General features: G+C 61.0%; 26 protein-coding genes and 1 other RNA gene. 18 read left to right on the plus strand and 9 right to left on the minus strand.

Annotated elements, in window-relative coordinates:
* The first annotated feature begins 28 nt into the window (after positions 1-28).
* Positions 29-646 carry a thioesterase family protein gene (locus AC1DYF_RS11325; protein WP_477876826.1) on the plus strand — a complete coding sequence of 206 codons (618 nt, stop codon included), beginning with the start codon at positions 29-31 and terminating at the stop codon, positions 644-646.
* A gap of 38 nt (positions 647-684) precedes the next feature.
* On the opposite strand, the gene AC1DYF_RS11330 is transcribed toward AC1DYF_RS11325, so the two are convergent.
* The 6 genes from AC1DYF_RS11330 to AC1DYF_RS11355 all read right to left on the minus strand — a co-directional run bounded on the left by AC1DYF_RS11330 (position 685) and on the right by AC1DYF_RS11355 (position 3,372).
* Positions 685-978 carry a hypothetical protein gene (locus AC1DYF_RS11330; protein ID WP_477876903.1) on the minus strand — a complete coding sequence of 98 codons (294 nt, stop codon included), beginning with the start codon at positions 976-978 and terminating at the stop codon, positions 685-687.
* A gap of 59 nt (positions 979-1,037) precedes the next feature.
* Complete coding sequence (locus AC1DYF_RS11335) at positions 1,038-1,295, minus strand: type II toxin-antitoxin system ParD family antitoxin (RefSeq protein ID WP_477876827.1); 258 nt, start codon at positions 1,293-1,295, stop codon at positions 1,038-1,040.
* A 200-nt stretch (positions 1,296-1,495) separates the two neighbouring features.
* On the minus strand, positions 1,496-1,696 hold the full coding sequence (locus AC1DYF_RS11340; protein WP_477876828.1) for a DUF4169 family protein: 201 nt from the start codon (positions 1,694-1,696) through the stop codon (positions 1,496-1,498).
* Positions 1,697-1,710: 14 nt separating this feature from the next.
* The gene (locus AC1DYF_RS11345) at positions 1,711-2,220 is read right to left on the minus strand and encodes an SspB family protein (RefSeq protein WP_477876904.1); all 510 of its coding nucleotides are present in this window, start codon (positions 2,218-2,220) and stop codon (positions 1,711-1,713) included.
* A gap of 223 nt (positions 2,221-2,443) precedes the next feature.
* Positions 2,444-2,798, minus strand: a transfer-messenger RNA (tmRNA) gene (gene ssrA, locus AC1DYF_RS11350).
* Between the two features lie 79 nt (positions 2,799-2,877).
* Entirely contained in the window at positions 2,878-3,372 is a 495-nt protein-coding gene (locus AC1DYF_RS11355; RefSeq protein ID WP_477876829.1) for an Lrp/AsnC family transcriptional regulator, read from the minus strand.
* A gap of 395 nt (positions 3,373-3,767) precedes the next feature.
* Between AC1DYF_RS11355 and putA the strand changes: the two genes are divergently transcribed.
* The 4 genes from putA to tsaA all read left to right on the plus strand — a co-directional run bounded on the left by putA (position 3,768) and on the right by tsaA (position 9,468).
* Positions 3,768-7,466: a trifunctional transcriptional regulator/proline dehydrogenase/L-glutamate gamma-semialdehyde dehydrogenase gene (putA, locus tag AC1DYF_RS11360; RefSeq protein ID WP_477876830.1), complete on the plus strand. Its 3,699-nt coding sequence runs from the start codon at positions 3,768-3,770 to the stop codon at positions 7,464-7,466.
* 56 nt (positions 7,467-7,522) lie between these two features.
* Positions 7,523-7,711, plus strand: a complete 189-nt coding sequence (locus AC1DYF_RS11365; RefSeq protein WP_477876831.1) for a hypothetical protein — start codon at positions 7,523-7,525, stop codon at positions 7,709-7,711.
* Between the two features lie 181 nt (positions 7,712-7,892).
* Positions 7,893-8,930, plus strand: a complete 1,038-nt coding sequence (locus AC1DYF_RS11370) for an ABC transporter substrate-binding protein (RefSeq protein WP_477876832.1) — start codon at positions 7,893-7,895, stop codon at positions 8,928-8,930.
* Positions 8,931-8,952: 22 nt separating this feature from the next.
* Positions 8,953-9,468, plus strand: coding sequence for a tRNA (N6-threonylcarbamoyladenosine(37)-N6)-methyltransferase TrmO (gene tsaA, locus AC1DYF_RS11375; protein WP_477876833.1), 516 nt, complete (start codon positions 8,953-8,955; stop codon positions 9,466-9,468).
* 60 nt (positions 9,469-9,528) lie between these two features.
* Here the strand turns inward: tsaA and AC1DYF_RS11380 are convergent, their stop codons facing one another.
* Positions 9,529-9,738: a TOBE domain-containing protein gene (locus AC1DYF_RS11380; protein WP_477876834.1), complete on the minus strand. Its 210-nt coding sequence runs from the start codon at positions 9,736-9,738 to the stop codon at positions 9,529-9,531.
* Positions 9,739-9,820: 82 nt separating this feature from the next.
* Between AC1DYF_RS11380 and AC1DYF_RS11385 the strand changes: the two genes are divergently transcribed.
* From AC1DYF_RS11385 to AC1DYF_RS11410, 6 genes are all read left to right on the plus strand, one after another.
* Positions 9,821-10,354: a mismatch-specific DNA-glycosylase gene (locus tag AC1DYF_RS11385; protein ID WP_477876835.1), complete on the plus strand. Its 534-nt coding sequence runs from the start codon at positions 9,821-9,823 to the stop codon at positions 10,352-10,354.
* Between the two features lie 56 nt (positions 10,355-10,410).
* On the plus strand, positions 10,411-10,914 hold the full coding sequence (gene msrB / locus AC1DYF_RS11390) for a peptide-methionine (R)-S-oxide reductase MsrB (RefSeq protein ID WP_477876836.1): 504 nt from the start codon (positions 10,411-10,413) through the stop codon (positions 10,912-10,914).
* A gap of 23 nt (positions 10,915-10,937) precedes the next feature.
* Positions 10,938-11,657, plus strand: coding sequence for a peptide-methionine (S)-S-oxide reductase MsrA (gene msrA, locus AC1DYF_RS11395; RefSeq protein WP_477876837.1), 720 nt, complete (start codon positions 10,938-10,940; stop codon positions 11,655-11,657).
* 175 nt (positions 11,658-11,832) lie between these two features.
* On the plus strand, positions 11,833-12,165 hold the full coding sequence (locus AC1DYF_RS11400; protein WP_477876838.1) for a hypothetical protein: 333 nt from the start codon (positions 11,833-11,835) through the stop codon (positions 12,163-12,165).
* Positions 12,166-12,220: 55 nt separating this feature from the next.
* The gene (locus AC1DYF_RS11405; RefSeq protein ID WP_477876839.1) at positions 12,221-13,273 is read left to right on the plus strand and encodes an NAD(P)-dependent alcohol dehydrogenase; all 1,053 of its coding nucleotides are present in this window, start codon (positions 12,221-12,223) and stop codon (positions 13,271-13,273) included.
* 154 nt (positions 13,274-13,427) lie between these two features.
* Positions 13,428-14,663, plus strand: coding sequence for a calcium-binding protein (locus tag AC1DYF_RS11410; protein WP_477876840.1), 1,236 nt, complete (start codon positions 13,428-13,430; stop codon positions 14,661-14,663).
* Between the two features lie 94 nt (positions 14,664-14,757).
* Here AC1DYF_RS11410 and AC1DYF_RS11415 read toward each other — a convergent pair whose 3' ends face one another.
* Positions 14,758-16,416 carry a calcium-binding protein gene (locus tag AC1DYF_RS11415; RefSeq protein WP_477876841.1) on the minus strand — a complete coding sequence of 553 codons (1,659 nt, stop codon included), beginning with the start codon at positions 16,414-16,416 and terminating at the stop codon, positions 14,758-14,760.
* A 208-nt stretch (positions 16,417-16,624) separates the two neighbouring features.
* Here AC1DYF_RS11415 and AC1DYF_RS11420 point away from each other — a divergent pair, with 208 nt between their 5' ends.
* The 7 genes from AC1DYF_RS11420 to AC1DYF_RS11450 all read left to right on the plus strand — a co-directional run bounded on the left by AC1DYF_RS11420 (position 16,625) and on the right by AC1DYF_RS11450 (position 22,592).
* Positions 16,625-17,419, plus strand: coding sequence for a thymidylate synthase (locus tag AC1DYF_RS11420; protein WP_477876842.1), 795 nt, complete (start codon positions 16,625-16,627; stop codon positions 17,417-17,419).
* Between the two features lie 33 nt (positions 17,420-17,452).
* On the plus strand, positions 17,453-18,145 hold the full coding sequence (locus AC1DYF_RS11425; protein ID WP_477876905.1) for a gamma-glutamylcyclotransferase: 693 nt from the start codon (positions 17,453-17,455) through the stop codon (positions 18,143-18,145).
* Entirely contained in the window at positions 18,142-18,654 is a 513-nt protein-coding gene (locus AC1DYF_RS11430) for a dihydrofolate reductase (RefSeq protein WP_477876843.1), read from the plus strand. The genes AC1DYF_RS11425 and AC1DYF_RS11430 overlap by 4 nt, the downstream gene beginning before the upstream one ends.
* 128 nt (positions 18,655-18,782) lie before the next feature.
* Positions 18,783-19,871, plus strand: a complete 1,089-nt coding sequence (gene hflK, locus AC1DYF_RS11435; protein WP_477876844.1) for an FtsH protease activity modulator HflK — start codon at positions 18,783-18,785, stop codon at positions 19,869-19,871.
* On the plus strand, positions 19,868-20,788 hold the full coding sequence (gene hflC, locus AC1DYF_RS11440) for a protease modulator HflC (protein WP_477876845.1): 921 nt from the start codon (positions 19,868-19,870) through the stop codon (positions 20,786-20,788). Before hflK ends, hflC begins: the two co-directional genes overlap by 4 nt.
* Complete coding sequence (locus AC1DYF_RS11445) at positions 20,785-20,973, plus strand: DUF2065 domain-containing protein (protein ID WP_477876846.1); 189 nt, start codon at positions 20,785-20,787, stop codon at positions 20,971-20,973. The genes hflC and AC1DYF_RS11445 overlap by 4 nt, the downstream gene beginning before the upstream one ends.
* A 44-nt stretch (positions 20,974-21,017) precedes the next feature.
* Positions 21,018-22,592 (plus strand): Do family serine endopeptidase, encoded by a 1,575-nt coding sequence (locus tag AC1DYF_RS11450; RefSeq protein ID WP_477876847.1) that lies wholly within the window; start codon positions 21,018-21,020, stop codon positions 22,590-22,592.
* Between the two features lie 257 nt (positions 22,593-22,849).
* On the opposite strand, the gene AC1DYF_RS11455 is transcribed toward AC1DYF_RS11450, so the two are convergent.
* Positions 22,850-24,436 (minus strand): tetratricopeptide repeat protein, encoded by a 1,587-nt coding sequence (locus tag AC1DYF_RS11455; RefSeq protein ID WP_477876848.1) that lies wholly within the window; start codon positions 24,434-24,436, stop codon positions 22,850-22,852.
* Positions 24,437-24,444 lie beyond the last annotated feature (8 nt).

Genomic DNA, 24,444 nt, shown 5'->3' on the forward strand with positions numbered 1-24,444 from the left:
TTGCCAAAGTCCAGCCTTGAGAGCCGCCTTGCCCAACGATTCCAAGAAATTCGGCGCGCCGATCTTCGCACCCGAAATGCGGATCGAACCGCAATGGATCGATTACAACGACCATCTCAACATGGCTTATTACAATGTGCTGTTCGATCGGGCGGCGGAGACTGCGGTGGAACTGCTGGCCCTCGGCGAAGCCTATCGCCGGATGACAGACCGTACGCTGATGAATGCCGAGACGCATGTCACCTATCTGCGCGAACTGAAGCCGGACGCCGTGGTGTGCGCCACGTTCCAATTGCTCGATGCCGATGCGAAGCGGATGCATGTCTACCAGCAGCTCCATCATCGCGACGGCTGGCTGGCGGCGACATCGGAGAGCATCTACCTGCATGTGGATCTGAAGGGCCCGAAAGTGGTGGCGCTTCCGGCGGAAATCGGGGAGGCGGTGCAGGCGATGCTGAGGGAGCACCAGGTTCTGCCGAAGCCGAAATATGTGGGGCGGGTGATGGGGTTAAGGCGGGTGAGCAGGTTGGCCGCGCTACGCGAAACCCTCAACGCGTCGATTGCGGCTGGTGGCGATGTCAGTGAGAGCGAATTGGATGCGGCGCTCGATGCCAAGGCGAAGAAGCTAGCCAAGGAAGGCTTCTGATTGGCGCGGCGAGAAATAGGGCTTCGAACGCTCTTGGGTTACTGGCTGCGATAAAGACTGACCAAGGTGCTGCTCGGGGATGCACTTGACCGGCCTACTCTTCGGGAAACAGAATTGCCTCGTAGTTCTGGGCACCGTGGAGAACATGAAGCACGTCCACGATGTCGGGGCCGACACGACAAAAAAATAAGATAATCACCATAGGGGCGGCGGCGGACGCCGGTATGCTCGTAGCGCGGGACCAAAGGGTAGGCGCGGGACATTTCGGCCAGGGCGCGGCAACGGCCAAGCAACTCCTGCGCGAAGGTCACGGAGCGGCGAGGGTTATCCATTGCGAAATATTCGCCAATCCGGAGGAGGTCAGCTTGGGCCTCGTCGGTGATAATGACAATCACAGGCCGCGTTCTTCCGCCATGCGCTCAAATTTAGCGATCAGTTCGCGCTCCACCTGGTCCACGGGTTTGCCGCGTCCAGCGTCGGCTAGGCCTCGCGCGATCGCCGCATCTAGAGCAGCCAAGCGTTTTTCGCGTTCTTCAACCAGGCGCACCCCCTCGCGCAGCACTTCGCTGCGCGAATTGTAGCGGCCTGTCTTCACCAAGTCATCTACGTAGGCTTCAAGTTTATCGCCTAGATTTGCGCTGCTTGCCATGTCATTTGCTCCTCATGCCCTTATGACATGTAGTGATAACTGTTAGCAAGCGGAGACGATCAGCATTTGACGCTGAAACAAGCTGCAAGCGCCAACACTCGCGACCAAGACCGCTCTGAACACCTGGCGCCCTGAGAAAATGATTCAGTCAGTCACGAACCCGAATCAAAAAACCCCCACAACCCCCTGAACCACTAGCCTTATTTCGGCTTCTTCGGCGGTTCCGGCTTATCCAGCTTGCTCTGGTCGAGCTGCTTTTCGGCCTTTTCGTTGCGGGCTTGCGTCAGGTTCTTGTCGGTCTTGGTGCGGCCGAAGGAGATGCGGTTTTGCTCGGCCGCTTTCTGCTTTTCGGCACGCTCTTTTTTCTTGCGGAACTGGCGGAGGTTGATGACGTCGCCCATGTTCCGCTCTCCGGTCAATTCTTTTTGCGGAAGGCGTCGAGGGACACGACCGAGCCGGCGGGCTTGGCCTCGCCTTCCTTGCGCTCTTCTTTGTCGGTCGTCGCCTCGTCGCCGGTCGAGATGGGAATGGCGGTGATCTCGGCGCCCTGGTCCTCCTCCTCGGCCGTGGCGACGTCGAATTCCAGTTCAAAATTCACGGAGGGGTCATAGAAGCCGCGGACCGCGCTGAACGGAACGGTCAGCTTTTCCGGCTTGTCGGAGAAGGAGAGGCCGATCTCGAAATAGGTCTCCTGGATCTTGAGCTCCCAGAACTGGTGCTGGACGACGATCGTCATCTGCTCCGGATATTTGGCCTTGAGGTGCTGGGAGATGCGGACGCCAGGCGCCTGGGTGAGGAAAGTGATGAAGAAATGATGGTCGCCCGGCAGGCTACCCGTTGCCGCCACTTCCGACAGAACCTTGCGGATCACGCCGCGAAGCGCGTCCTGTGCCAGAATGTCGTAGCGGATGTGATCCTGCCCCATGTTGATTCCTGTGTTCACTTACTCTTTTCCCCGACTATGCCATTTTTCGCTGAATTGGCAAAGCTTTTCGTTTTTCGGCGGCTAACCAGACTTTCGTTGGCAAGCCGAGGATTCATCCGCTTAGTCCTTTGTTTTGTCGCAGGTTCTGGTCGGAAAACCGTGGGACACTTTTCCGGAACCTGCTTGGCAGAAAATCAGACGGGCGTGTCGAAAATGGGGTGGAAGTGAAGGCTTCTGTTGCCAGGTGCCTTCGAACCCCGCCTTACGGTGCTACCCGCAAGGGCTTGATTTGAAGTGTCGCACTGCGATTAAGCAGCGAGACGAGCTTCAGCATAGTTGTCGTTTGCAACTACATTTTTGACCCGATAACGGTGGTATCATGCCGAGCACAGCTCATGTCTTTCAATGCCAGTCGATCCCATTTCGCCCCCATCAACAGCCATCGTCAGCCGATGGTTCTTGGTGGAGGCGGCGGCTTCGAAGCCGCGTCCTGTACACCTATTGCACAAGAGGTTTAGCGCCATAGACTCCTTGCGGAGCCACACCAATGTAAGGATTTTCGGCAGCTTTTCAAGCGTCTAATGAGTTTCGCGCGAGGGCATTTGAATTAACGTCGGCATTAACCATGCCATGTGGTGCGTTGCTCGGTGGGCCGCCCTACCAGATGCCTGCCGCCGCGCCGCTCCACGCTTCCTTGACGGTCTCCATCGCGACATTGGTCGAGGTGCTCGACACGTAGGGCAGGTTGGAGATGCGTTCGCCGAGGACCTGGCGATAGCGGCGGATGTCCTTCGTCCGGATTTTGAGCAGGTAATCGAACCGGCCGGCGATCATGTGGCACTCTTCGACTTCCTTGATCTTCTTGACCGCCGCGTTGAAGGCGCGAAGAGCGTCTTCCTGAGTGTTCGACAGCTTCACCTCGGCAAAGGCAATATGTTCGAGGTCGAGCTTCGAGGGATTGATCACTGCCCTGAAGCCCTCGATGTAACCGTCGGAGGTCAGGCGTTTCAGCCGAAGCTGGCAAGGTGTTTTGGACAGGCCGACCTTCGCTGCCAATTCGGTGACCGACATGCGGCCATCTTCCGAGAGCGCTTCGAGGATTTTTCGATCGAAATGGTCAATTTCACTATTCTTTGTCGAATCATAGGCCATTTCGCTCTCCTTTTGCCGAGATTTAAAATCAAATAGACCAATTTTCTACCAAATCAAGTCTGTCCGGATTTCGCGAATGTGATATCGTCATTTCACGTTTCCAAGAGGCCCAATCCCGTGAATACCGCAGCAGGTGATCGTGCTAAGGTGATCCCAATCGTCGAGTGCAATGGATACATCTGCAACAGGGATGGTCTTGACGTGGATGCGGTGAAAAAACACCCGCGTGCGACCGAAAGCGTGCTCGGCTTCGAGGGCGCGGAGAGCCATGGCGACGGTGCCTGTGGCATTAAGAGATCACCGATTTTCGAACACTTGCCTGCCGCACGGCGCCCAAAAGCATCGCCGAGGCTGACAAAGCCTTCGGCACCTGATTTCACACGAAAGGTATGACCATGCCGACCTCATTGAAGATGAACGAAGACACCGAGGCCGGCCAGCCGTTTGCTGATTTTGCGCCGCCGATCCATGCCCAATCGCCGCTCAGGCAAGCAATCACCGCCGCCTATCGCCGGCCGGAGCCGGAGGCCCTGCCCCCCCTGGTCGAAGCCGCCAGACTGCCGGAAAAGATGAAGGCCGACGTGGCCAATACGGCCCGTATCCTCATCGAGACGCTGCGTGCCAAGCACAAGGGCACGGGTGTCGAAGGCCTCGTCCACGAATATTCCCTGTCGAGCCAGGAAGGCGTGGCGCTGATGTGTCTTGCCGAGGCGCTGCTGCGCATCCCTGACGACGAAACCCGTGACGCACTGATCCGCGACAAGATTTCCGAAGGTGACTGGCGGTCGCATCTCGGGGGCACGAAATCCATGTTCGTCAACGCTGCGACCTGGGGCCTCGTGGTGACCGGCAAGCTGACGTCGACCGTCAGCGACCGCAGCCTCGCCGCCGCCTTGACCCGGCTGATTGCGCGCGCCGGCGAACCGGTGATCCGGCGCGGCGTCGACATGGCCATGCGCATGATGGGCGAGCAGTTCGTCACCGGCGAGACGATTGAAGAAGCGCTCAAGCGCTCCAGGTCGCTCGAAGCGCGGGGTTTCCGCTATTCCTACGACATGCTGGGCGAGGCGGCGACCACGGCGGCGGACGCGGCGCGCTACCTGCGCGACTATGAAAACGCCATCAACGCCATCGGCAAGGCATCGAACGGACGCGGCGTCTATGAAGGTCCCGGCATCTCGATCAAGCTCTCGGCTCTGCATCCGCGCTACAGCCGTGCCCAGGCCGACCGGGTGATGGGCGAACTCCTGCCGCGGGTGAAGCAACTCGCTCTGCTGTCCAAGAAATACGATATCGGCCTCAATATCGATGCCGAGGAGGCCGACAGGCTGGAGCTTTCGCTCGACCTGCTCGAGGAACTCAGCCTCGACAAGGATCTCGACGGCTGGAATGGGTTAGGTTTCGTCGTCCAGGCCTATGGCAAGCGCTGCCCCTTCGTGCTCGATTACATCATCGATCTCGCCCGCCGTTCCGGTCGCCGCATGATGGTGCGCTTGGTGAAGGGGGCTTATTGGGACGCCGAGATCAAGCGTGCCCAGCTCGATGGCCTCGAAGGCTTCCCGGTCTATACCCGCAAGATCCACACCGATGTCGCCTATATCGCCTGTGCCCGCAAGCTCTTGGCAGCTCCGGACGCGGTGTTTCCGCAATTCGCCACCCACAACGCCCAGACGCTGGCGAGCATCTACCATCTGGCGGGACGCGATTTCCAGGTCGGCAAATACGAGTTCCAATGCCTCCACGGCATGGGCGAGCCGCTCTATGACGAAGTCGTCGGCAAGGATAAGCTCGATCGTCCCTGCCGCATCTATGCACCCGTCGGCACCCACGAGACGCTGCTCGCCTATCTCGTCCGGCGCCTTCTGGAGAACGGGGCGAATTCGTCCTTCGTCAATCGTATCTCCGACCCCAATGTATCGGTCGATGATCTCGTCGCCGATCCGGGTGATGTGGTCCGGGCGATGCCGATCATCGGCATGCCGCACGACCAGATCGCGCTTCCCGCCGCACTCTATGGCCGGGAACGGCTGAACTCCAGGGGTCTCGATCTTTCGAACGAAACGACCTTGAAGGAGCTTGCCGGCAATCTCGAAGCGACGCTATCGCAGAACTGGCATGCCAGGCCGCTGCTTGCCGATGGTAATGAGGATGGCGACACAAGACCGATCCTGAACCCGGCCGATCATGGCGACACTGTCGGTTCGGTGACCGAGGTTCGCCTTGATGACGCCGCACGGATCGCCCGCATGGCGGCTCAGGGTGTTGCCGAATGGTCCGCAAAACCGCCGTCCGAACGGGCCGCCTGTCTCGAACGCGCCGCCGACCTGATGCAGGAGCGCCTCGAAACTCTGATGGCGATTGCAATGCGCGAAGCCGGCAAATCCGCGCAGAACGCGATCGGCGAAGTGCGCGAGGCGATCGATTTCCTCCGCTATTATGCGCTGCAGGCGCGCAAGACGCTCGGGGTGTCGCATGCGCCGCTCGGCGCAGTGCTGTGCATCAGCCCATGGAATTTCCCGCTGGCGATTTTTACCGGTCAGGTCGCCGCCGCCCTGGTTGCAGGCAACTCGGTGATGGCCAAGCCTGCGGGCGTCACGCCGATCATCGCCTATGAGAGCGTCAGGATCCTGCATGAGGCGGGCGTTCCGCGCGCGGCACTGCAATTCGTGCCGGGCAGCGGCCGTGTCGGTGCGGCGCTTGTCGCCGCGCCCGAGACCGCGGGCGTCATGTTCACCGGATCGACTGAAGTCGCGCGGCAGATCCAGGCGCAGCTCAGCGAGCGCCTGTCTCCGGCCGGCAAGCCCATTCCGCTGATCGCCGAGACCGGCGGCCAGAATGGCATGATCGTCGACTCCTCGGCGCTGGCCGAACAGGTCGTGTTCGACGTCATCGCCTCGGCTTTCGACAGCGCCGGACAGCGCTGCTCGGCGCTGCGCGTGCTCTGCCTGCAGGAAGACATTGCCGACCGGACGCTGGCCATGCTCAAGGGGGCGCTCAAGGAATTGACCATCGGCCGCACGGACCGTCTCAACATCGATATCGGCCCGGTGATCAACGAACCCGCCCAGTCCGAGATCGACAAGCATATCGAGCGGATGCGCGCGCTCGGCTGCAAGGTGGAGCAACTGCCGCTGCCTGATAGCGCCAAGCTCGGCACGTTCGTGCCGCCGACGATTGTTGAACTCAAGCAGATGTCGGATTTGACGCGCGAAGTGTTCGGCCCGGTCCTGCATGTCATCCGCTACCGTCGCGACGATCTCGACCGGCTGATCGATGACATCAACAATTCGGGCTACGGCCTGACCTTCGGCCTGCACACGCGCCTCGATGAAACCATCGAGCATGTGACCGGACGGGTGAAGGCCGGCAATCTCTATGTCAACCGCAACATCATCGGCGCGGTGGTCGGCGTGCAGCCGTTCGGTGGTCGCGGACTGTCCGGCACCGGACCGAAGGCGGGCGGGCCGCTCTATGTCGGCCGCCTTGTGCAGCGCGCACCGGTGCCGCCGCAGCATAGTTCTGTCCATACCGACCCGGCGGTGCGCGAATTCGCGACCTGGCTTGGCCGCAGGGGCCACAATGCCGCGGCACAGGCAGCCCGCGATTTCGCCAGCACGTCGGCGCTCGGCCTCGAACGGGAACTGGATGGACCGGTGGGCGAGCGCAATCTCTATGCGCTGCATCCTCGTGGCCGTATCCTGCTTGTCCCGGCAACGGCCGAAGGCCTGTTTCGCCAGGTGGCGGCGGCGCTGGCGACCGGAAACGAGATCGTGATCGACCGCGCCGCGAACATCGAAAGCGTCTTGGCTGGGCTTCCAGCATCGGTGTCGGCGCGGATTTCATGGACATCCGATTGGGATGCGGATGGTCCATTCTCGGGCGCTCTGGTCGAAGGTGACGCCAGCCGCGTGGCTGCGGTGAACAAGCGGATCGCGACGCTCAAGGGGCCGCTCGTCCTGGTACAGTCGGCCACATCGGAAGAGCTTGCCAGCGATCAGGAGGCCTATTGCCTGAACTGGCTCTTGGAGGAAGTGTCGACCTCCATCAACACCGCTGCTGCCGGCGGCAATGCAAGCCTGATGACGATCGGCTGAGATCAGGCCGGCCGCGCGGCAGGATCGCGCGGCCGCATGACGCAAACGAGAGCAAGATGATGAAATCTCCTGACCGCGAGCCGGAGCCCGATCCGCTGCTCAAGAATTACAAGCCGCTTGCCTTGAAAGCCGTGTTGGCTGGGTGCGCTGTCAAACGGGAAGCGACGAAGCGGCCTGCCGAGGAACCGAAATCCTTCGGGCCATTGCCCGAGGGGTTCCATATGCCGCAACCGTTTGACGAGTGATGGACCGAACACGATATTGAGCGGCCGTCCATTGCCGGAGTCGGAAAATAGGCGCCGTTTATACAAAATATTGGCGTTTTTTTGAAAATTGGCCGCGACAGATTTTCCCTCGAAACTGTTGCAGGCCGTGGTTATAAGTCCTCCCGGTATTGCCAATTCGTCGCCTTCGGGAGTGTATCGAATGCCGAGAAACCTAATCTGGTCAGCCCTTTTCATTGCTCTTTTCGCTCATGGCGTGGCGGATGCCGCGAAGTTCACCGACGCCGCCGGCAGGGTGGTCACTGTGCCTGACACGATCAACAAGGTGGCCGCCGCCGGGCCGCCGGCCGAGGCGCTGCTTTTCGTGCTGGCGCCGGACAAGCTGGTGGGCTGGGTCAGTCCGAAGACCGACAAGCAAAAGGATTTCATGCCGGATTCGGCGACCGGCCTGCCTGTGCTGGGCCGGCTGACCGGCAAGGATGCCGATGCCGCGATTGCGGCGATCAAGAAGGCCAAGCCGGACCTGATCATCGATGTCGGCGACGTCAATCCAAAATACAAGGCGCTTGCCGACAAGATGCAGAAGGAGATCGGCATCCCCTATATCTTGATCGATGGCCGGCTCGCGAATACCGGCAAAGCGCTGCAGCAGGTCGGCGACCTGCTTGGCCTCAACATGCGCCAGGACAGCCTGGCCGGTGCCGTCAAGGACGAGATGGACGAGGTTGCGTCGACATTCGCCAAGCTGCCGCTGAAAGATAGGGCGCGTATCTATTACGGCCGTGGCAAGAATGGCCTGCAGACCGGGCCGGAAGGTTCGATCAACACCGAATTCATCGACGCGGTCGGCGCCGTCAACGTGGCGGCCAAGGCAGGCAAGGACGGTCTCGTCGATGTCACCGTCAAGCAGGTGGTCGACTGGAACCCGGATATCATCATCGCTGAAGACCCGGCCCTTTTTGCCTCGGTGGCCAAGGATCCGGCCTGGGCGGGGATCAAGGCGGTCAAGGACAAGCGCGTCTATATCGTGCCGTCGGCGCCCTATGGCTGGCTGGACGGGCCGCCGGGCGTCAACCGGATGATGGGCATTCTGTGGTTGGAAGCCATGCTCTATCCGAAACAGTTCGATAGCGATATCCTGCCGAAACTGCGCCAGTTCTACAACGAGTTCTACCAGGTCGACCTGATCGACGAGCAGATCGACGAGATGTTCCAGGGCACCAGCCTGCAGCAGCATTGAGCGGTGAGCGGAAGGGAATTTAATGGTCCGTGAAAACGAACTGCGGATGAATGAAGTGGCGGTGACGCCGCCCGAAGCCCAGGAAGCCGGCCTGATCTTCATCGGCCGCATCCTGACGCCATGGACGTCGCGGATGGAGACGCCGCGCCAGGGCCGGCACGACGGGCCGCTCTGCACGATCGAGATCTTCGAGCCCTGGGTGGCGGCGCTCCGGGGCGTTGAAGCGTTCGAGCGGCTGGAAGTGCTCTATTGGCTCGACCGGTCGCGGCGCGATCTCGTGTTGCAGAGCCCGGCCAGCAATGGCGAAGTGCGCGGCACGTTTTCGCTGCGCTCGCCGGTCAGGCCCAATCCGATCGGCACGTCGATCGTGCTTCTGGAGCGCGTTGAGGGCAATCGTCTGTTTGTCCGCGGCATGGATTGCCTCGATGGCACGCCGCTCCTCGACCTCAAACCGGACCGAACGCTGTTCAAACCGATCGCGCCGCCGCAGCCGGGCGATTTCCAAACTGAAACGGCGCCTTATTGCCAGAAGGCATAAGGCGCATGTCTCCCGAAAACGGTTGCCGGCTTCGGGATAGAGACCTGCGCAAACAAAGGTCTAATCGTCGACGGCGACCATGACGTCGGAGGCTTTGACGACAGCGTAGGCTTCATGGCCGACGGCGAGGCCGAGCTCGTCGACAGCCTCGTTGGTGATCGAGGCGGTGACGATCGAGCCGCCGACATCGATACGGACATGGGCGGTGGTGGCGCCGAGCGTCACTTCGACGATGCGGCCCTTGAGGCGGTTGCGGGCGCTGATTTTCATGAATAGTCTCCTCGGGTTGTGATTGGAGCGATAGCATGGCGCGGTGTCGGGGCCAATGCCGGGCGAGGGGATGTCGGCATATATGAATAGCGACATCCTCGAAGATCTGCTGCGTCCGGGCCTCAGACTGGTGATCTGCGGCACTGCGGCGGGAAAGCGCTCAGCCGAGCTCAAGTCCTATTATGCCGGGCCGGGCAACAAGTTCTGGCGTATCATGCATGAGATCGGCCTGACGCCGGAGCGGCTCGCGCCGCTCGACTGGCGCGAGATCGGCCGCTATGGCATCGGCTTCACCGATATGGCGAAGGCGCATTTCGGCAGCGATGCCGCCCTGCCGGCGCATGCCTTCGACGCGGCGCGGCTGCGTGGCGTGATTGCGCAGTTCCGGCCCGCGGCGCTTGCCTTCAACGGCAAGAAGGCGGCGCAGATGTTTTATGGCCGCACCGCGATCGACTATGGCCCGCAGCCGGCGATCGATCAGACGGCAATCTGGGTTCTGCCGTCGACCTCGGGTGCCGCAAGTGGCGCCTGGAGCCCGCTACCCTGGCGCCAGATGGCGGAAAGCCTGCGACTTCACACCCGATCAAATGCAAGTGATTTTACAGCGGGCCTGTAACTATGGAATGACCAGCTGCGTAATTGGTGTGATGTTCCATGAATGGAGGAAACACCATGTTCACACGCAGACACATTCTCAAGACCGGTACGGCGCTCGCCGTGGCCGGTGCGTTTCCGTCGATGCTGTTTGCCGCGCTCGACAATGCGCTCGCCGCCGATAGCGACAAGGTCACGCATAGCGAAGCGGAATGGCAGAAGCTGCTCACCCCGGACCAGTACGAGGTGCTCCGGCATGCCGGCACCGAGCGGCCGTTCACCAGTCCATTGCTCGACGAGCACCGGACCGGCACGTTCGCCTGCGCCGGCTGCAACCTGCCGCTGTTCTCGTCCAAGACCAAATTCGACAGCGGCACCGGTTGGCCGAGTTTTTGGCAGCCGCTCGACAATGCGGTGATCACCAAAGGGGACGATTCCTTCGGCATGGCGCGCACCGAGGTCGAATGCCGCCGCTGCGAAGGCCATCTCGGCCATGTCTTCGACGACGGCCCGAAGCCGACCGGCCTGCGCTACTGCATGAACGGCGTGGCTCTGAAATTCATCGCCGCAGCGGCCTCGTGAGCCCCGGCAGAAAGGACAAGACTATGAGCAAGACAATTTCCAACTCCGCGTGGGTTTCGCGCGGCGTTCTCGCCGCGGCCCTGATTGCCGCCGGCACGACGTTTTACTCCCGCACGGCTGCTGCCGAAGAGGGCATCGCCATCCCGCCGCCGAGCGTCGACGAAAAGGCCACCAAGAGCGTGGAGACGGCGGTGTTCGCCGGTGGCTGCTTCTGGGGCGTGCAGGGCGTGTTCCAGCATGTCAACGGCGTTACCGAGGCGATATCCGGCTATACCGGCGGCGCCGAGAAAGATGCGGTCTATGAAGTGGTCGGCACTGGTGACACGGGGCATGCCGAGTCGGTCAAGGTCACCTTCGACCCGAAGAAGATCAGCTATGGCCACCTGCTGCAGATCTATTTCTCCGTCGCTCATGATCCGACCGAACTCAACCGGCAGGGGCCCGATAGCGGCACGCAATACCGCTCGACAGTCTTCCCGATGAACGAAGACCAGGCCAACGTCGCCAACGCGTATATCGCCGAACTCGACAAGGCCAACACTTTTGGCACCAAGCTCGCCACCACGGTCGAGCCAGGCAAGACCTTCTATCCGGCCGAGGATTATCATCAGAACTTCCTGACGCTGAACCCGACCTATCCCTATATCGTCTACAACGACCTGCCGAAGATCGAGAACCTCAAGCATCTGTTCCCTAGGGATTATCGGGACGATCCGGTGCTGGTGAAAGTGTCGTCGAACTGAAGGCTTCTGTCCCGGTATAGAAGCACCGCCCAAAGCTTTCCTGAATATCGCGTTCCCCGAGTGGCGTCACCCGCTCGGGGAACGTGCATTTTGTCCTTGGCTAATATAGGCGGTCGCGGTAGGAATCCGTATCTAGCAAAGCTACAAGGCGTTTCCGCGCCGCAGGGAGGACGGGATGGCAAAGCATGTGTTCGATGACGTGACGACCGTCGGAGTCGACCAGACCAACGACAACCAGACCTGGGAATTCACCAAGGCGTCTTCCGTCCACGTCGCCAGCGGATCGGCGTTCAATGTCCTTGGCACTGCGAACACCTATTCGCTGCTCGGCACTCTCGCCAGCGATTCTGGCGACGCCTTCAAGATTACCGGTGCCAACAATGACATCGACATCGGTGCAAGCGCGCACCTCACCGCCGATGACACGGCCCTATGGGCTGTTGGTGGCGGGTTGACCGTCCTCATGCCGGCATGGCGGGTAGACAAACGTCAATCGGAGGCGATATAGTCGTCTCCGCAAACACTTCCTCCCAAATTTTCACCAGACATGTCAGGAGCTAACCATGTTCTCTTGCACCGGCTATGCGGCCGAGGCCGCCAGCGCGCAACTTGCGCCGTTTTCCTTCCACCGCCGTGACACCGGGCCGACCGATGTGCGCATCGAAATCCTCTTTTGCGGCGTCTGCCATTCCGACCTGCACACCGCGCGCAACGAATGGCACTTCACCGTCTACCCTGCCGTTCCCGGCCATGAGATCGTCGGCCGTGTCGTCGAGGTTGGAAGCAGTGTGACCAAGTACAAGGTCGGCGACAAAGTCGGTGTCGGCTGCATGGTCGATTCCTGCCGCAGCTGCGCGAGCTGCGTCGAAGGGCTCGAGCAATATTGCGAGGTCGGCAATACCGGCACCTATAACAGCCCCGATGCAGAATTCGGCCATACCCTGGGCGGCTATTCCAGCCATATCGTCGTCGAGCAGGATTTTGTCCTCAGGATTCCCGATAATCTCGACCTGGCGGCGGCGGCACCGCTGCTCTGTGCCGGCATCACCACCTATTCGCCTCTGCGGCACTGGGGTGCCGGCCCCGGCAAGAAAGTGGGCATTGCCGGTCTCGGCGGCCTCGGCCATATGGGCGTCAAGCTCGCGCATGCCATGGGCGCGCATGTCACCATGATTACGACGTCGCAGTCCAAGATCGCGGACGCCAAGGCGCTCGGCGCCGACGAGGTGATCCTGTCGACCAGCACCGACGACATGTCGGCGAACGCCAACAACCTCGACCTGATCATAGACTGCATCTCGGCCGATCATTCGATGGACGCCTATGGGCGGCTTCTCAAGCGCGATGGCACGATCGTGCTGGTCGGCGCGCCGGAAAACCCGCTGTCGATCGCCGCCTTCACGCTGCTCGCCAAGCGCCGCAGCTTTGCCGGCTCCGGCATTGGCGGTATTGCGGAGACCCAGGAGATGCTGGATTTCTGCGCCGAGCACAACGTGCTGTCGGAAATCGAGATCATCCCGATCCAGAAGATCAACGAAGCCTATGAGCGGATGCTGAAGAGCGACGTGAAATATCGCTTCGTCATCGACATGACGTCGCTGCCGAAAGCGGCCTGAGAATTTCGGCGCCGCTTGAAACGTCTCTTGCGTGGGGGAGCTGCGCAACCGCCAAAAACCCGCCTTCTATGTCGATGCATAGGGGGCGGTACATCTGCCGCGGTTCCCGGATGAACATCAATTGCAACATCTCGGACAGCGCAGAGGCTCCATCATGCTCCACACTATCAGCGGCAAGCAGACGACGACCATTCAGGTCAATACCAACGACGATATCTGGACCTTGGTCAAAAACGCAAAGATCACCGTTGCAGGCTCGCCCGGCATGCTCGAATCGGGCGACGGCAACACGATCAATGTGCTGGGCGACGTTACTGTCACCGGCGATTCCAACTCGGGCGTCCGCTTCCAAGGCGCGACCTCCGTGCTGAATATCGGCGTCGACTCGGTCATCAATGCCGTCAACGCCGCGTATGGCATCTACTACGAAGGCAACGGCGGCCAGATCAACATCGACGGCTTGGTCAAGGGCGGCGATGCCGCCGTCTACGGCGCGATCTCGGCCGTGGTGAAGAACAATGGCAGCCTCACCGGCGACAATGGCATGATGTTCCAAGATGCCGGTTCCGACATCACCAATTCAAAGTCGATCGATGTCACGAACACAGGCATCAGCAGCGGCGCGGACGACACCCTGATCGTCAATGATGTGCATGGCCAGATTCATGCCAAGATCGGCATCGCCCTCAGCGGCATGGATGGCGATAAAGCCACGATCGACAATGCGGGCCTCATAGATGCGGGCAAGATCGCGATCTCCGATGGTCTGGACAATCTCATCCTGACCAATACCGGCACGCTCAAGGGTGCGGTACAGCTCGGCGCCGGCGACGACCAGATCGATACGCGCCACGGCACGGTCAGCGGCAAGATCTTCGGCGGTGACGGCGACGATACGTTCATCATCTCCAATGCGGCACAGAAGATCGTCGAAACCGCCAATCACGGCACCGATACGGTCGAGAGCACCGTGACCTATACGCTCGGCGCCAATATCGAAAATCTCACCCTGCTCGGCAAGAAGGACATCAACGGCACCGGCAATGATGACGGCAACGTCATCACCGGCAACAAGGGCAACAACGTGCTTTCCGGGGGCGCCGGCAATGACACGCTCGACGGGGGCCATGGCAATGACACATTGCGCGGCGGCGACGGCTTCGACACTTTCGTCTTCAACCATGGCGGCGGCAAGGACCATATCCAAGGCTTCACCGACAATGTCGACTACATCCATTCCGATATGGTCAAAAGCCAGGCGGACTTCGATGCGCTAAGCGTCAAGCAGGTCGGCGCAGACGTGGTGATCAATTTCGGTGGCGGTGACACGCTGACGATCGATCACATCAATATCGGCAAGATCGACTATAACGATTTCGTCACCATCTGATCCGCGTCGATCGCTACGTTCGCGAATGCCCGATGCCCTGGTTCGCGGCCAGGGCATCGACATATTCAGGGTGACCGACTACCTGCTGGCAGGTTCAGATGACGAGAATGTCGTCGGCGCTGAAGGTCGCCAGTGTCAGACCGCGGATCGAGCTTTCGCCCACGCCGTGGTCGATATCGATATGGATCGAATTGCCTTCCTGGGTGATTTCGTTGGCGGAATTCAACAGGTTGAACCAGTCGGTTGCGGTCTGGATCGATCCAAAGGCCGGCAAGACGAGGTGGTCGACGCCATCCTCGAAATCGGTGATGTTCAGCGGGGCGGAGAGCGTGCCGTCGGCGAGGCTGCCTCCCGAGCCATTGGTGTGGACAGGGATATAGAACTGGTCTGCGCCCGTGCCGCCGGTCATCTTGACATTTTTCGAGCTGGCGGCGGCGATCAGCACATCGTCGTTGGCGCCCCCGTCCATCGTGCCGCCATCGCCGACGAGGGTGAGCGTGTCATTGCCGCTTTCGCCGTAGAGCTTGGGCGCAACGGCATCGGTCAGGCTATCGCTCATCGTGTCGTCGCCCGAGCCGCCGTAAAAGCTGCCGGCATTACTGACATTGAACGTATCGGCGGCGGACGAGCCGCGGACATTCTCGATATTGACAAGGCTATCGGTGCCGCCGCCGGTCTTCACCACGGATGCGGTGAACGAGTCCATGGTCACCGAGATCGACGTCGAGAAATGCGAATAGTCGGCGCTGTCGGACGTACCGTCGCCACCGTCGAGCGTGTTGGAGCCGTCGCCGGAATAGAGGGTGTCATCGCCGCCGGCGCCGTTCAGCTGGTCGCCGCCGCCATGGCCGTCGCCGACCGTGTCATCGGCATAGAGCTTGTTGGCCGCATCATTGCCGGTGATGGTGTTGGCGCTCGCATTGCCCTGGCCGTCGATGGCGCCGTTTCCGGTGAGCGTCAGGTTTTCGACATTGGCGCTCAACACATAGTTTGCGGAGGAGGTGACGCTATCGGTGCCGCCATTGGCGAGTTCGGTGATCTTGTCGGCCGAATTGTCGACCATGTAGGTGTCGTCGCCTTTCCCGCCGCGCATCCAGTCGATATTGGTGCCGCCATCGAGCGTGTTGTTGCCGTCATTGCCAGTCAGGATGTTCCTGAGCGTATTGCCGGTGGCGCTGAGATCGTCATTGCCGGCGAGCGTCAGATTTTCGACATTGTGCCCGAGCGTGAAGCTGATGTCCGAAATGACCGTATCCGTGCCGCCGTTCGACGCTTCGACAACCTTGTCGCCGGCTTGATTGATATAATAGGTGTCGTCGCCGGCGCCGCCCACCATCCGGTCGGCACCCTTGCCGCCATCGAGGATATTGTCGCCGCGATTGCCGACAAGCGTGTTGTCGGCTTCATTTCCCGTGCCGTAGATGTCGGCGGAGCCGTCGAGCACCAGGCGCTCCACATGGGCGGTGAGTGTGTAGGAGACTGTCGCATAGACCAGGTCGTTGCCTTGGTTGTTGCGTTCGGAGACGGTGTCGTGCGGGGAATCGACATAATAGGTGTCGTTGCCATCGCCGCCGGCCATGAAATCGGCGCCTGCGCCGCCATTGAGGACATCGTTGCCGCTGCCGCCCGAGAGCGTATCGCCGCCGTCATTGCCGGACAGCGCGTCGTTGCCATCGAGGCCAAGAATGATGTCCGGACTATTGCCGCCCGTCAGGACATCGTGCCCCGGTGTTCCCTTGATGATCTTCGCCATGGCTCTCTCCCGTTCCCATGCCGCACAACCTCGCGGAGTATATCACCACTTGCTGACAGGAACCTGAGAGCTGGTGTCAGCGAATTGTCAGAAAGGGCGAGGCGGGAGGTTGCTGCGACCGGCAATAAATCTGTCGAGAATGGTTCCTTTCCTTTGGAGGATAGCGCGCAACCGCTTATATTGGGCGCTCCGGAATCACGAGGACACCATGAAGCAATATCTCGACCTGCTCTCCCATGTGCTCGATCATGGCAATGACCGCGGCGACCGCACGGGTACGGGTACGCGCTCGGCGTTCGGTTATCAGATGCGCTTCGATCTGGCGGAAGGTTTTCCGGTGACCACCACCAAGAAGCTGCATCTCCGATCGATCATCCATGAACTCCTGTGGTTCCTGAAGGGCGATACCAATATCCGTTACCTGCAGGAGAACGGCGTCACCATCTGGGACGAATGGGCTGACGAGAATGGCAATCTCGGCCCGGTCTACGGTTCGCAATGGCGCTCCTGGCCTGCGCCGGATGGCCGCCATATCGACCAGATCGCCAACCTGATCGAGGGACTGAAGACCAATCCGCTGTCGCGCCGGCACATCGTCAGCGCCTGGAACCCGGCCGAGGTCGACGAGATGGCGCTGCCGCCGTGCCATTGCCTGTTCCAGTTCTATGTCGCGGGCAGCAAGCTGTCCTGCCAACTCTACCAGCGCTCGGCGGACATTTTTCTCGGGATTCCCTTCAACATTGCCTCCTACGCGCTTCTCACCATGATGGTGGCGCAGGTCGTCGGGCTGCAGCCAGGTGAATTCATCCTGACGCTCGGCGACGCGCATCTCTATTCCAATCATTTCGAGCAGGCGCGGTTGCAGCTTGAGCGCAAGCCGAAGACATTGCCGGTCATGCGGATCAATGCCGATGTGAAGGATATTTTCGGCTTCCACTACGAGGATTTCGAGCTTGTCGGCTATGAAGCGGATGCCAATATCAAGGCGCCGATCGCGGTATAGAGGGTGACGGGCGGAATGCCGGCTGTGCGGAAAATGACGTTGACGGCGGAAATGGTGGCGCTTTGCCACCGTGTCGAAGTCGAGACGCCGCACGATCCCTCGTTCGAAGTGCTGACCGATGACGATTTTGCCGATATGTCCAGGCGCCTGGCCAGCCGGCACGAGGGCGCCGACCTCTGGCTCTTCGCCTATGGCTCGCTGATCTGGAAGCCCGCCTTCGAATTCGTCGAAAGCCGGCGGGCGACCGCCTTCGGCTGGCATCGCTCCTTTTGCCTCAAACTCAATTCCTGGCGCGGCACGCCCGCGCAGCCGGGGCTGATGATGGCGCTGGAGCGTGGCGGACGTTGTGACGGCGTCGTCTATCGGATGCCGCCTGGCGATACCGCTCAAAGGATCGAGCGATTGCTGCGGCGGGAAATGACCTATCGCGACAATGCGGCGGCCGTCCGCTGGGTCAAGGTGATGACGCCGGATGGCCCGGTCGAGGCGCTTGGCTTCTGGATCGGCCCCTCAGGGCAGCGGATTGCCTCGAAACTGCCGCTGCCGGAGGTGGCCTGGATTTTGGCGCGGGCCTGCGGCCATGTCGGATCGGGTGCGGAATACCTTTACAACACGGTGCATCATCTCGAGGAACTCGGCATACACGACCGCAATCTCTGGACATTGCAGCACCTGGTCGCGGGTGAGATCGCCGGGCTGCACGGCAAGAAAGAAGCTGCGGAATGATCGTCTCGCAAGTCGTCGCCATGGCGGAAAACCACGTGATCGGACGAGACAATGGCCTGCCGTGGAAATTGTCGTCCGACCTCAAGCGGTTCAAGGCGCTGACCATCGGCAAACCCGTGGTCATGGGCCGCAAATGCTTCGAGTCGATCGGCAAGCCGCTGCCGGGCCGGCCGAACATCGTCATCACCCGTAATCCGGATTTTGCCGCCGAGGGCGTGATGGTCGCCCATTCGCTCGACGCTGCGCTGGATCTGGCGGAGGATGAAGCGCGAATGCTTGGCGTGGCCGAGGTCTGTGTCATCGGCGGCGGCGAAATCTACCGGCAGGCGATGGATCGCACAGATATCCTGCATGTCACGACCATCCCCGCAAAGGTCGAAGGTGATACCCTGTTTCCCGATATCGACGGGAATGTCTGGGAAATCTCGCACCAGGAAGACGTGCCGAAGGGCGAGAAGGATGATTATCCGACTCGCTTCACGACTTGGCGGCGCCGTCCCCAAGGTTAGACATATTTTCATCAAAAACGGCTGATCTCTCAGCGTCCACGTTGAATCCCGCAATTCGGATACCTATAACGGGTTCGGGAATCCCGCCGGGCTTCCGGCGGATATCGGTTTGTCAAGAAGAGGTGTGAATGCCCTGGAGCAATCAGAATGGCGGCGGCCCCTGGGGGGGCGGTGGCGGCAAGAACCAGGGCCCCTGGAACCAGGGGCCGAACCGGCCGCGCGGAGGCAATACTCCCCCCGATCTCGATGAGATCATCCGCCGCAGCCAGGATCGGCTCAAGGCCATTCTGCCGGGCGGTTTCAACGGGGGCATCGGCCTCATCGTCGTGATCCTCGTGATCGCCGTCTGGCTGATGCAGTCGATCTACACCGTCCAGCCCGACGAGCGCGGTGTCGAATCCGTCTTCGGCCGGCCGAAGGAAGAGGTTGCCGGTCCCGGCCTGCACTTCATGCTGTGGCCGATCGAGACCGTCGAACTGGTCAACGTCACCGAGCAGCAGCTCAAGATCGGCAGTGGCACCGGCGAGCAAGGCGAAGGGCTGATGCTGACCGGCGACCAGAATATCGTCAACGTGCAGTTCTCGGTGCTGTTCTCCGTCACCGATCCGCGCTCCTATCTCTATAACGTTGCCGAGCCCGGCAAGACGCTGGCGCAGGTGGCGGATTCGGTGATGCGCGAAGTCGTCGGCCGCCGTCCGGCGCAGGACATTTTCCGCGACAATCGCCAGGCGATCGCCCAGGAGGTCAAAGACCAGATCCAGAAGACGATCGACAACTATCATGCCGGCATTGCCGTCAACACCGTGTCGATCGAGGACGTCTCACCGCCGAAGGAAGTTTCAAGCGCCTTCGATGAAGTCCAGCGCGCCGAGCAGGACGAAGACAAGATGATCGAGCAGGCCAACCAATACGCCAACAAGGTGCGCGGTCAGGCCAATGGTGAAGCGGCCAAGATCCGCGAAGACGCGGCGGCCTACAAGAACCGGATCGTCAAGGAAGCCGAAGGTGAAGCGGCCCGCTTCCTCGCGGTCTATGAACAGTACAAGAAGGCACCCGAGATAACCCGCAAGCGGATCTATCTCGAGACGATGGAAAAAGTGTTCGAGAATTCCAAGAAGGTGATCACCGACACCAAGCCGGGCACCACCGGCGTGCTGCCGCTGTTGCCGCTCAACGACCTCCCTGCCAAGCCCGAAGACAAGGGAGCTCAGAAATGATCAACACCAATCGCCTCGCCATTGGCGCTGTCATCATGGTTCTCGTGATCATCGGCGCCTTCTCGTCCTTCTTCGTGGTCAATGCCCGCCAGCAGGCGATCGTCATCCGCTTCGGTCAGATCACCGACGTCAAGACCGAGCCGGGCGTCTATTTCAAGCTGCCCTTCGCCTTCCTCGATGCCGACCGTGTCCAGTTCGTCTCGAACCAGGAACTGAGGCTCGACCTCGACAACATGCGCGTTCAGGTTTCGGGCGGTAAGTTCTACGAGGTCGACGCCTTCGTGGTCTACAAGATCTCCAATCCGCGGCTCTTCCGCGAGATCGCCGGCGGCGATGTCGACCAGGCGGAATCGCGGCTGCGCACCCGCCTCGATTCGGCGCTGCGCCGCGTCTACGGTCTGCGCGGCTTCGAAGCGGCGCTTTCCAACGAGCGCGCCTCGATGATGAAGGAAGTGCGCAACGACATCACCAAGGACGCCCAGTCCCTTGGCCTGACGATCACCGATGTCCGCATCCGCCGCACCGACCTCACCAAGGAAGTGTCGCAGCAGACCTATGACCGCATGAAGGCCGAGCGTCTCGCCGAGGCCGAAGCGATCCGCGCCCGCGGCAATGAAGGCGCGCAACGCCGTCAGGCCGTCGCCGACCGCGGCAAGGTGGAAATCATTGCCGCCGCAGAAAAGGACGCGCAGATCCTGCGCGGCCAAGGCGACGCCGAGCGCAACCGGGTTTTTGGCGAGGCTTTCTCCCAGGATCCGGAATTCTACGCATTTTACCGGTCGATGACCGCCTATGCGGACGCGTTCAGCACACCGAACACGACTCTGGTGCTGCCGCCGGATTCGGAGTTCTTCCAATATTTCAACAGTGAGCTGCCGAAGAACCCGGCCCAGACGACGACACCCGCCAGCAAATGACCGATTTCCTCACCGGAATCGCTTTTTTCCTGGTAATTGAGGGACTGCTCTATGCAGCAGTCCCTTCTTTCGTCAAAAATCTGGCGGCTTTATTGCCCACGATTCCGGAAGAGCAGTTGCGATTGTCCGGTCTCGTGGCCATGGCGATCGGCGTTGCCGGCGTCTGGTACCTCAGGCTGGCGTGATGAATTTCGAAGTGACTGGCTAAGGTCGGTCTGTGGAGGCTAAAATGAGATTGCATCGATTGGCGAGCGGGGCCACCCTGAAGACGGGGCTTGCCGTGCTTGTCGCAGCCTCGTTGTCGGCCCAGCCGATCCTGGCGGCGGAAGAAGTCGCCACGGAGCACCGCACCCAGCATGGGCCGGAATCGGTCGCCGATCTCGCCGAGGGCCTCATTGACGCAGTCGTCAACATCGCCATTACCCAGAACGTCAAGCCGGAAGGCGACGAGGGCAATCCTTCGCCCAATCTGCCGAATGACGCACCGTTCAAGGACCTGTTCGACGATTATTTCAAGGACAAGGGCAATAACGGCGCCAACACGGCCCGCAAGGTGAGCTCGCTGGGGTCGGGCTTCGTCATCGATCCGGCTGGCTATATCGTCACCAACAACCACGTCATCGAAGGCGCCTCCGATATCGAGGTCAACTTCGCCAATGGCATGAAGCTCAAGGCCAAGCTGATCGGCACCGACACCAAGACCGATATCGCACTCTTGAAGGTCGAATCGAAGAAGCCGCTGAAATTCGTGCGTCTGGGCGATTCCCGCAAAATGCGCATCGGCGACTGGGTGATGGCGATCGGCAATCCGTTCGGCCTAGGCGGCTCGGTCTCGGTCGGCATCGTCTCGGCCCGCAATCGCAATATCAATGCCGGCCCCTATGACAATTTCATCCAGACCGACGCGGCGATTAATCGCGGCAATTCCGGCGGTCCGCTGTTCAACATGTATGGCGAGGTGATCGGCATCAACACGGCGATCATTTCGCCGTCGGGCGGTTCGATCGGTATCGGCTTTGCCGTGCCGACCGAGATTGCCAGCACGGTCGTCGCCCAACTCAGGGAATATGGCGAGACGCGCCGCGGCTGGCTCGGCGTGCGCGTCCAGCCGGTGACGGATGACATGATCGCCGATCTCAAGATGGACGCGCCGAAGGGCGCTCTGGTCTCCGGCGTGATCAAGGGCGGACCGGTCGACAACGGCTCGATCAAATCCGGCGACATCATCCTCAAGCTCGACGGCGTCGATATCGGCGAGATGCGTGACCTGACACGCGTGGTCGCCGAAAGCCCGATCGGCAAGCCGCTGGAAGCGGTGATCCTGCGCGATGGCAAGGAGATCACCGTATCGGTGACGCTCGGCCGCCAGCCGGAAGAGCCGAAGAAGCCTGCCGATACGGCCGCCCAGCCGCAGCAGAGCGACAACAATGACGACGAGGACAATCCGGACGACGATCAGACGCCGGATAATCCCAACCAGCCGGAAGCCACCGTGCCGGATGCCCCGTCCGATACGCTGGGCCTGACGCTCTCGCAGCTCACCGTCGCCAACCGCAAGCAGTTCGGCATCCAGAGCAATGTCGAAGGCGTTCTGGTCACCAAGGTGCCGGAGAACACGGCGTCGTATGAGAAGGGCCTGCGCCCGGGCGATGTCATCGTCGAAGTGGCGCAGGACGTCGTCCAGACGGCCGAGGATGTGGCGCGCAAGCTCGTCGAGCTCAAGCAGAACGACCGCCGCAACGCCTATCTGATGGTCGCCAATGCCAAGGGCGAGCTCAGGCTCGTGGCGGTGCCGCTGGAGTGATGACGCGGCAAAGGGGTGTTTGCCGTGTAACGGGGCGCCGTCGAATATGCCGCAAAGACCCTCTCTGGCCTGCCGGCCATCCCCCGCTCCGCACAAGGGGGAGAAAGCTCGCGGCACGCTCCTTGCCTCAATTGGGGTGCAGCGGAGCCGCAGCTTAAGCCCGGCCCCTCGTGGGGGTTCGAAGGACGGGTCGAGACCAGTGGCTCGCCCCTGTAAGTTGGGGAGGGGCTTCGCGCCACAAGCAATTGCCTGCCGCACTACTCCTCCACGCCATAGACCTTCTTCAGCGCATCGGTAAAGTCTGCCGTCATCGCGCCTGACGCGTCGCCCTTGTAGTAGCCCAGGCCCTTCAGGCTTTGCTGCAGGCCGGAGCGGAAGGCGGGCGACCATGTGTTCCAGTTGCCGAGCAGGGCCTCCATTGCCGACGGCTCGCCGTCTTTCAGGGCCGTCAGCATATTTGCGGCAGCATTGTTCGGGTCGTGCTTGATGCCTGCGCCGTGATCGAGAAGCTCGGCTAGTTTCAGGGTGGCCGTATCGTTGCCATTGTCGGAGGCCTTGCGATACCAGAACAGCGCCGTCTCGGCATCCTTCGGGACGCCAAGACCATTCTCATACATGTGACCAAGGCTGTAGGCGGCATCGTCGTTGTCGGCGTTGGCCGCATTGTTCAGCCACTCGGCTGCCTTTTCGTAATTCTTCGCCACGACGATGCCACGCGCGTAAAACGTCCCCAGGGCGTTCATGCCCGGAGCGGAGCCGTGATCGGCGGCGTATCGGTAGTAGTGCAGTGCCTCTTCGTTGTTCTTGTCRACGCCCAGGCCATGTTCATAGAGATGGCCGATATTGTAGTTTGCATCGGCGACACCGAGATCGGCGGCGCGGAGATAGAGTTCCAGAGCCTTTTTGTAGTCCTGGGCGACGCCGAAGCCGCGCTCGTACATCCGGCCGAGATCGCTGATTGAATCGCCATCGTTCTGGTCGGCCGCCAGCTGGTAGTAGTGGACCGCCTGTGCGTAGTTGCGGTCGACGCCGAGGCCGTCTTCGAACATGGCGCCGGTGTCGTGCATGCCGCTGACATCGCCCATGTCGGCGGCTTTCCGGTGGAGACGGTAGGCCTCCTCCATGTCTTTCGGCAGGTCGCCACGGCCGTCCTCATACATGACGGCGAGATTGTTGGTGCCGACCACGCTCCCGGCGTCGGCGCCCTTCTTGTACCAGATAACGGCGGAGGCAAAATCCTGCGGCACACCATGGCCCTTCTCATAAAGGAAGCCGGCATTGGTCATCGCGTCTGGATAGCCGAGTGCCGCCGATTTCTGGTACCAGTTCATTGCCGCGGCATAGTCGATGACATGGTGTTCGCCGTCGTCGCTCAACAGGCCGAGATTGTACATCGCCTCGCGGCTGCCGAGTTTCGCGGCCTCAAGGTACCAGCGCGCCGCTTCCTTGAGGTCGACACTGACCCCGTCGCCGTCGTCATAGAGAAGGCCGATGGCATCTGCCGCCTCGGCATGGTTCTGCGCTGCGGCCTTACGATAGAGATCCATCGCCTGGCCGTATTTTTCCGCGTGGTCATAGACTCGGCCGAGCTGATGTTGCAGGCGGGCATTGCCGGGTTTTGCCTTCAGTGCGTCGGAGCAGGCGGCGATCGCCGCATCCGTGTCGATATCGTCGAGATTGACGCCGGCCAGTGATTTCGGCCGGGTCGTATCCTCGGGATCGGCGGCGAGCTGGTCGCATTCGGTAATGGCGTCGGCGGCCGCAACGGTGGCGAAGGCATGTGCGGAGAGCGATGTCGAACCCATGAGGGCGACAAGCAAAAGAGTAGGCAGGCGCGCAGTCATAGTGTCCT

It is taken from the genome of Rhizobium sp. P2_G9 (genome assembly GCF_056403475.1).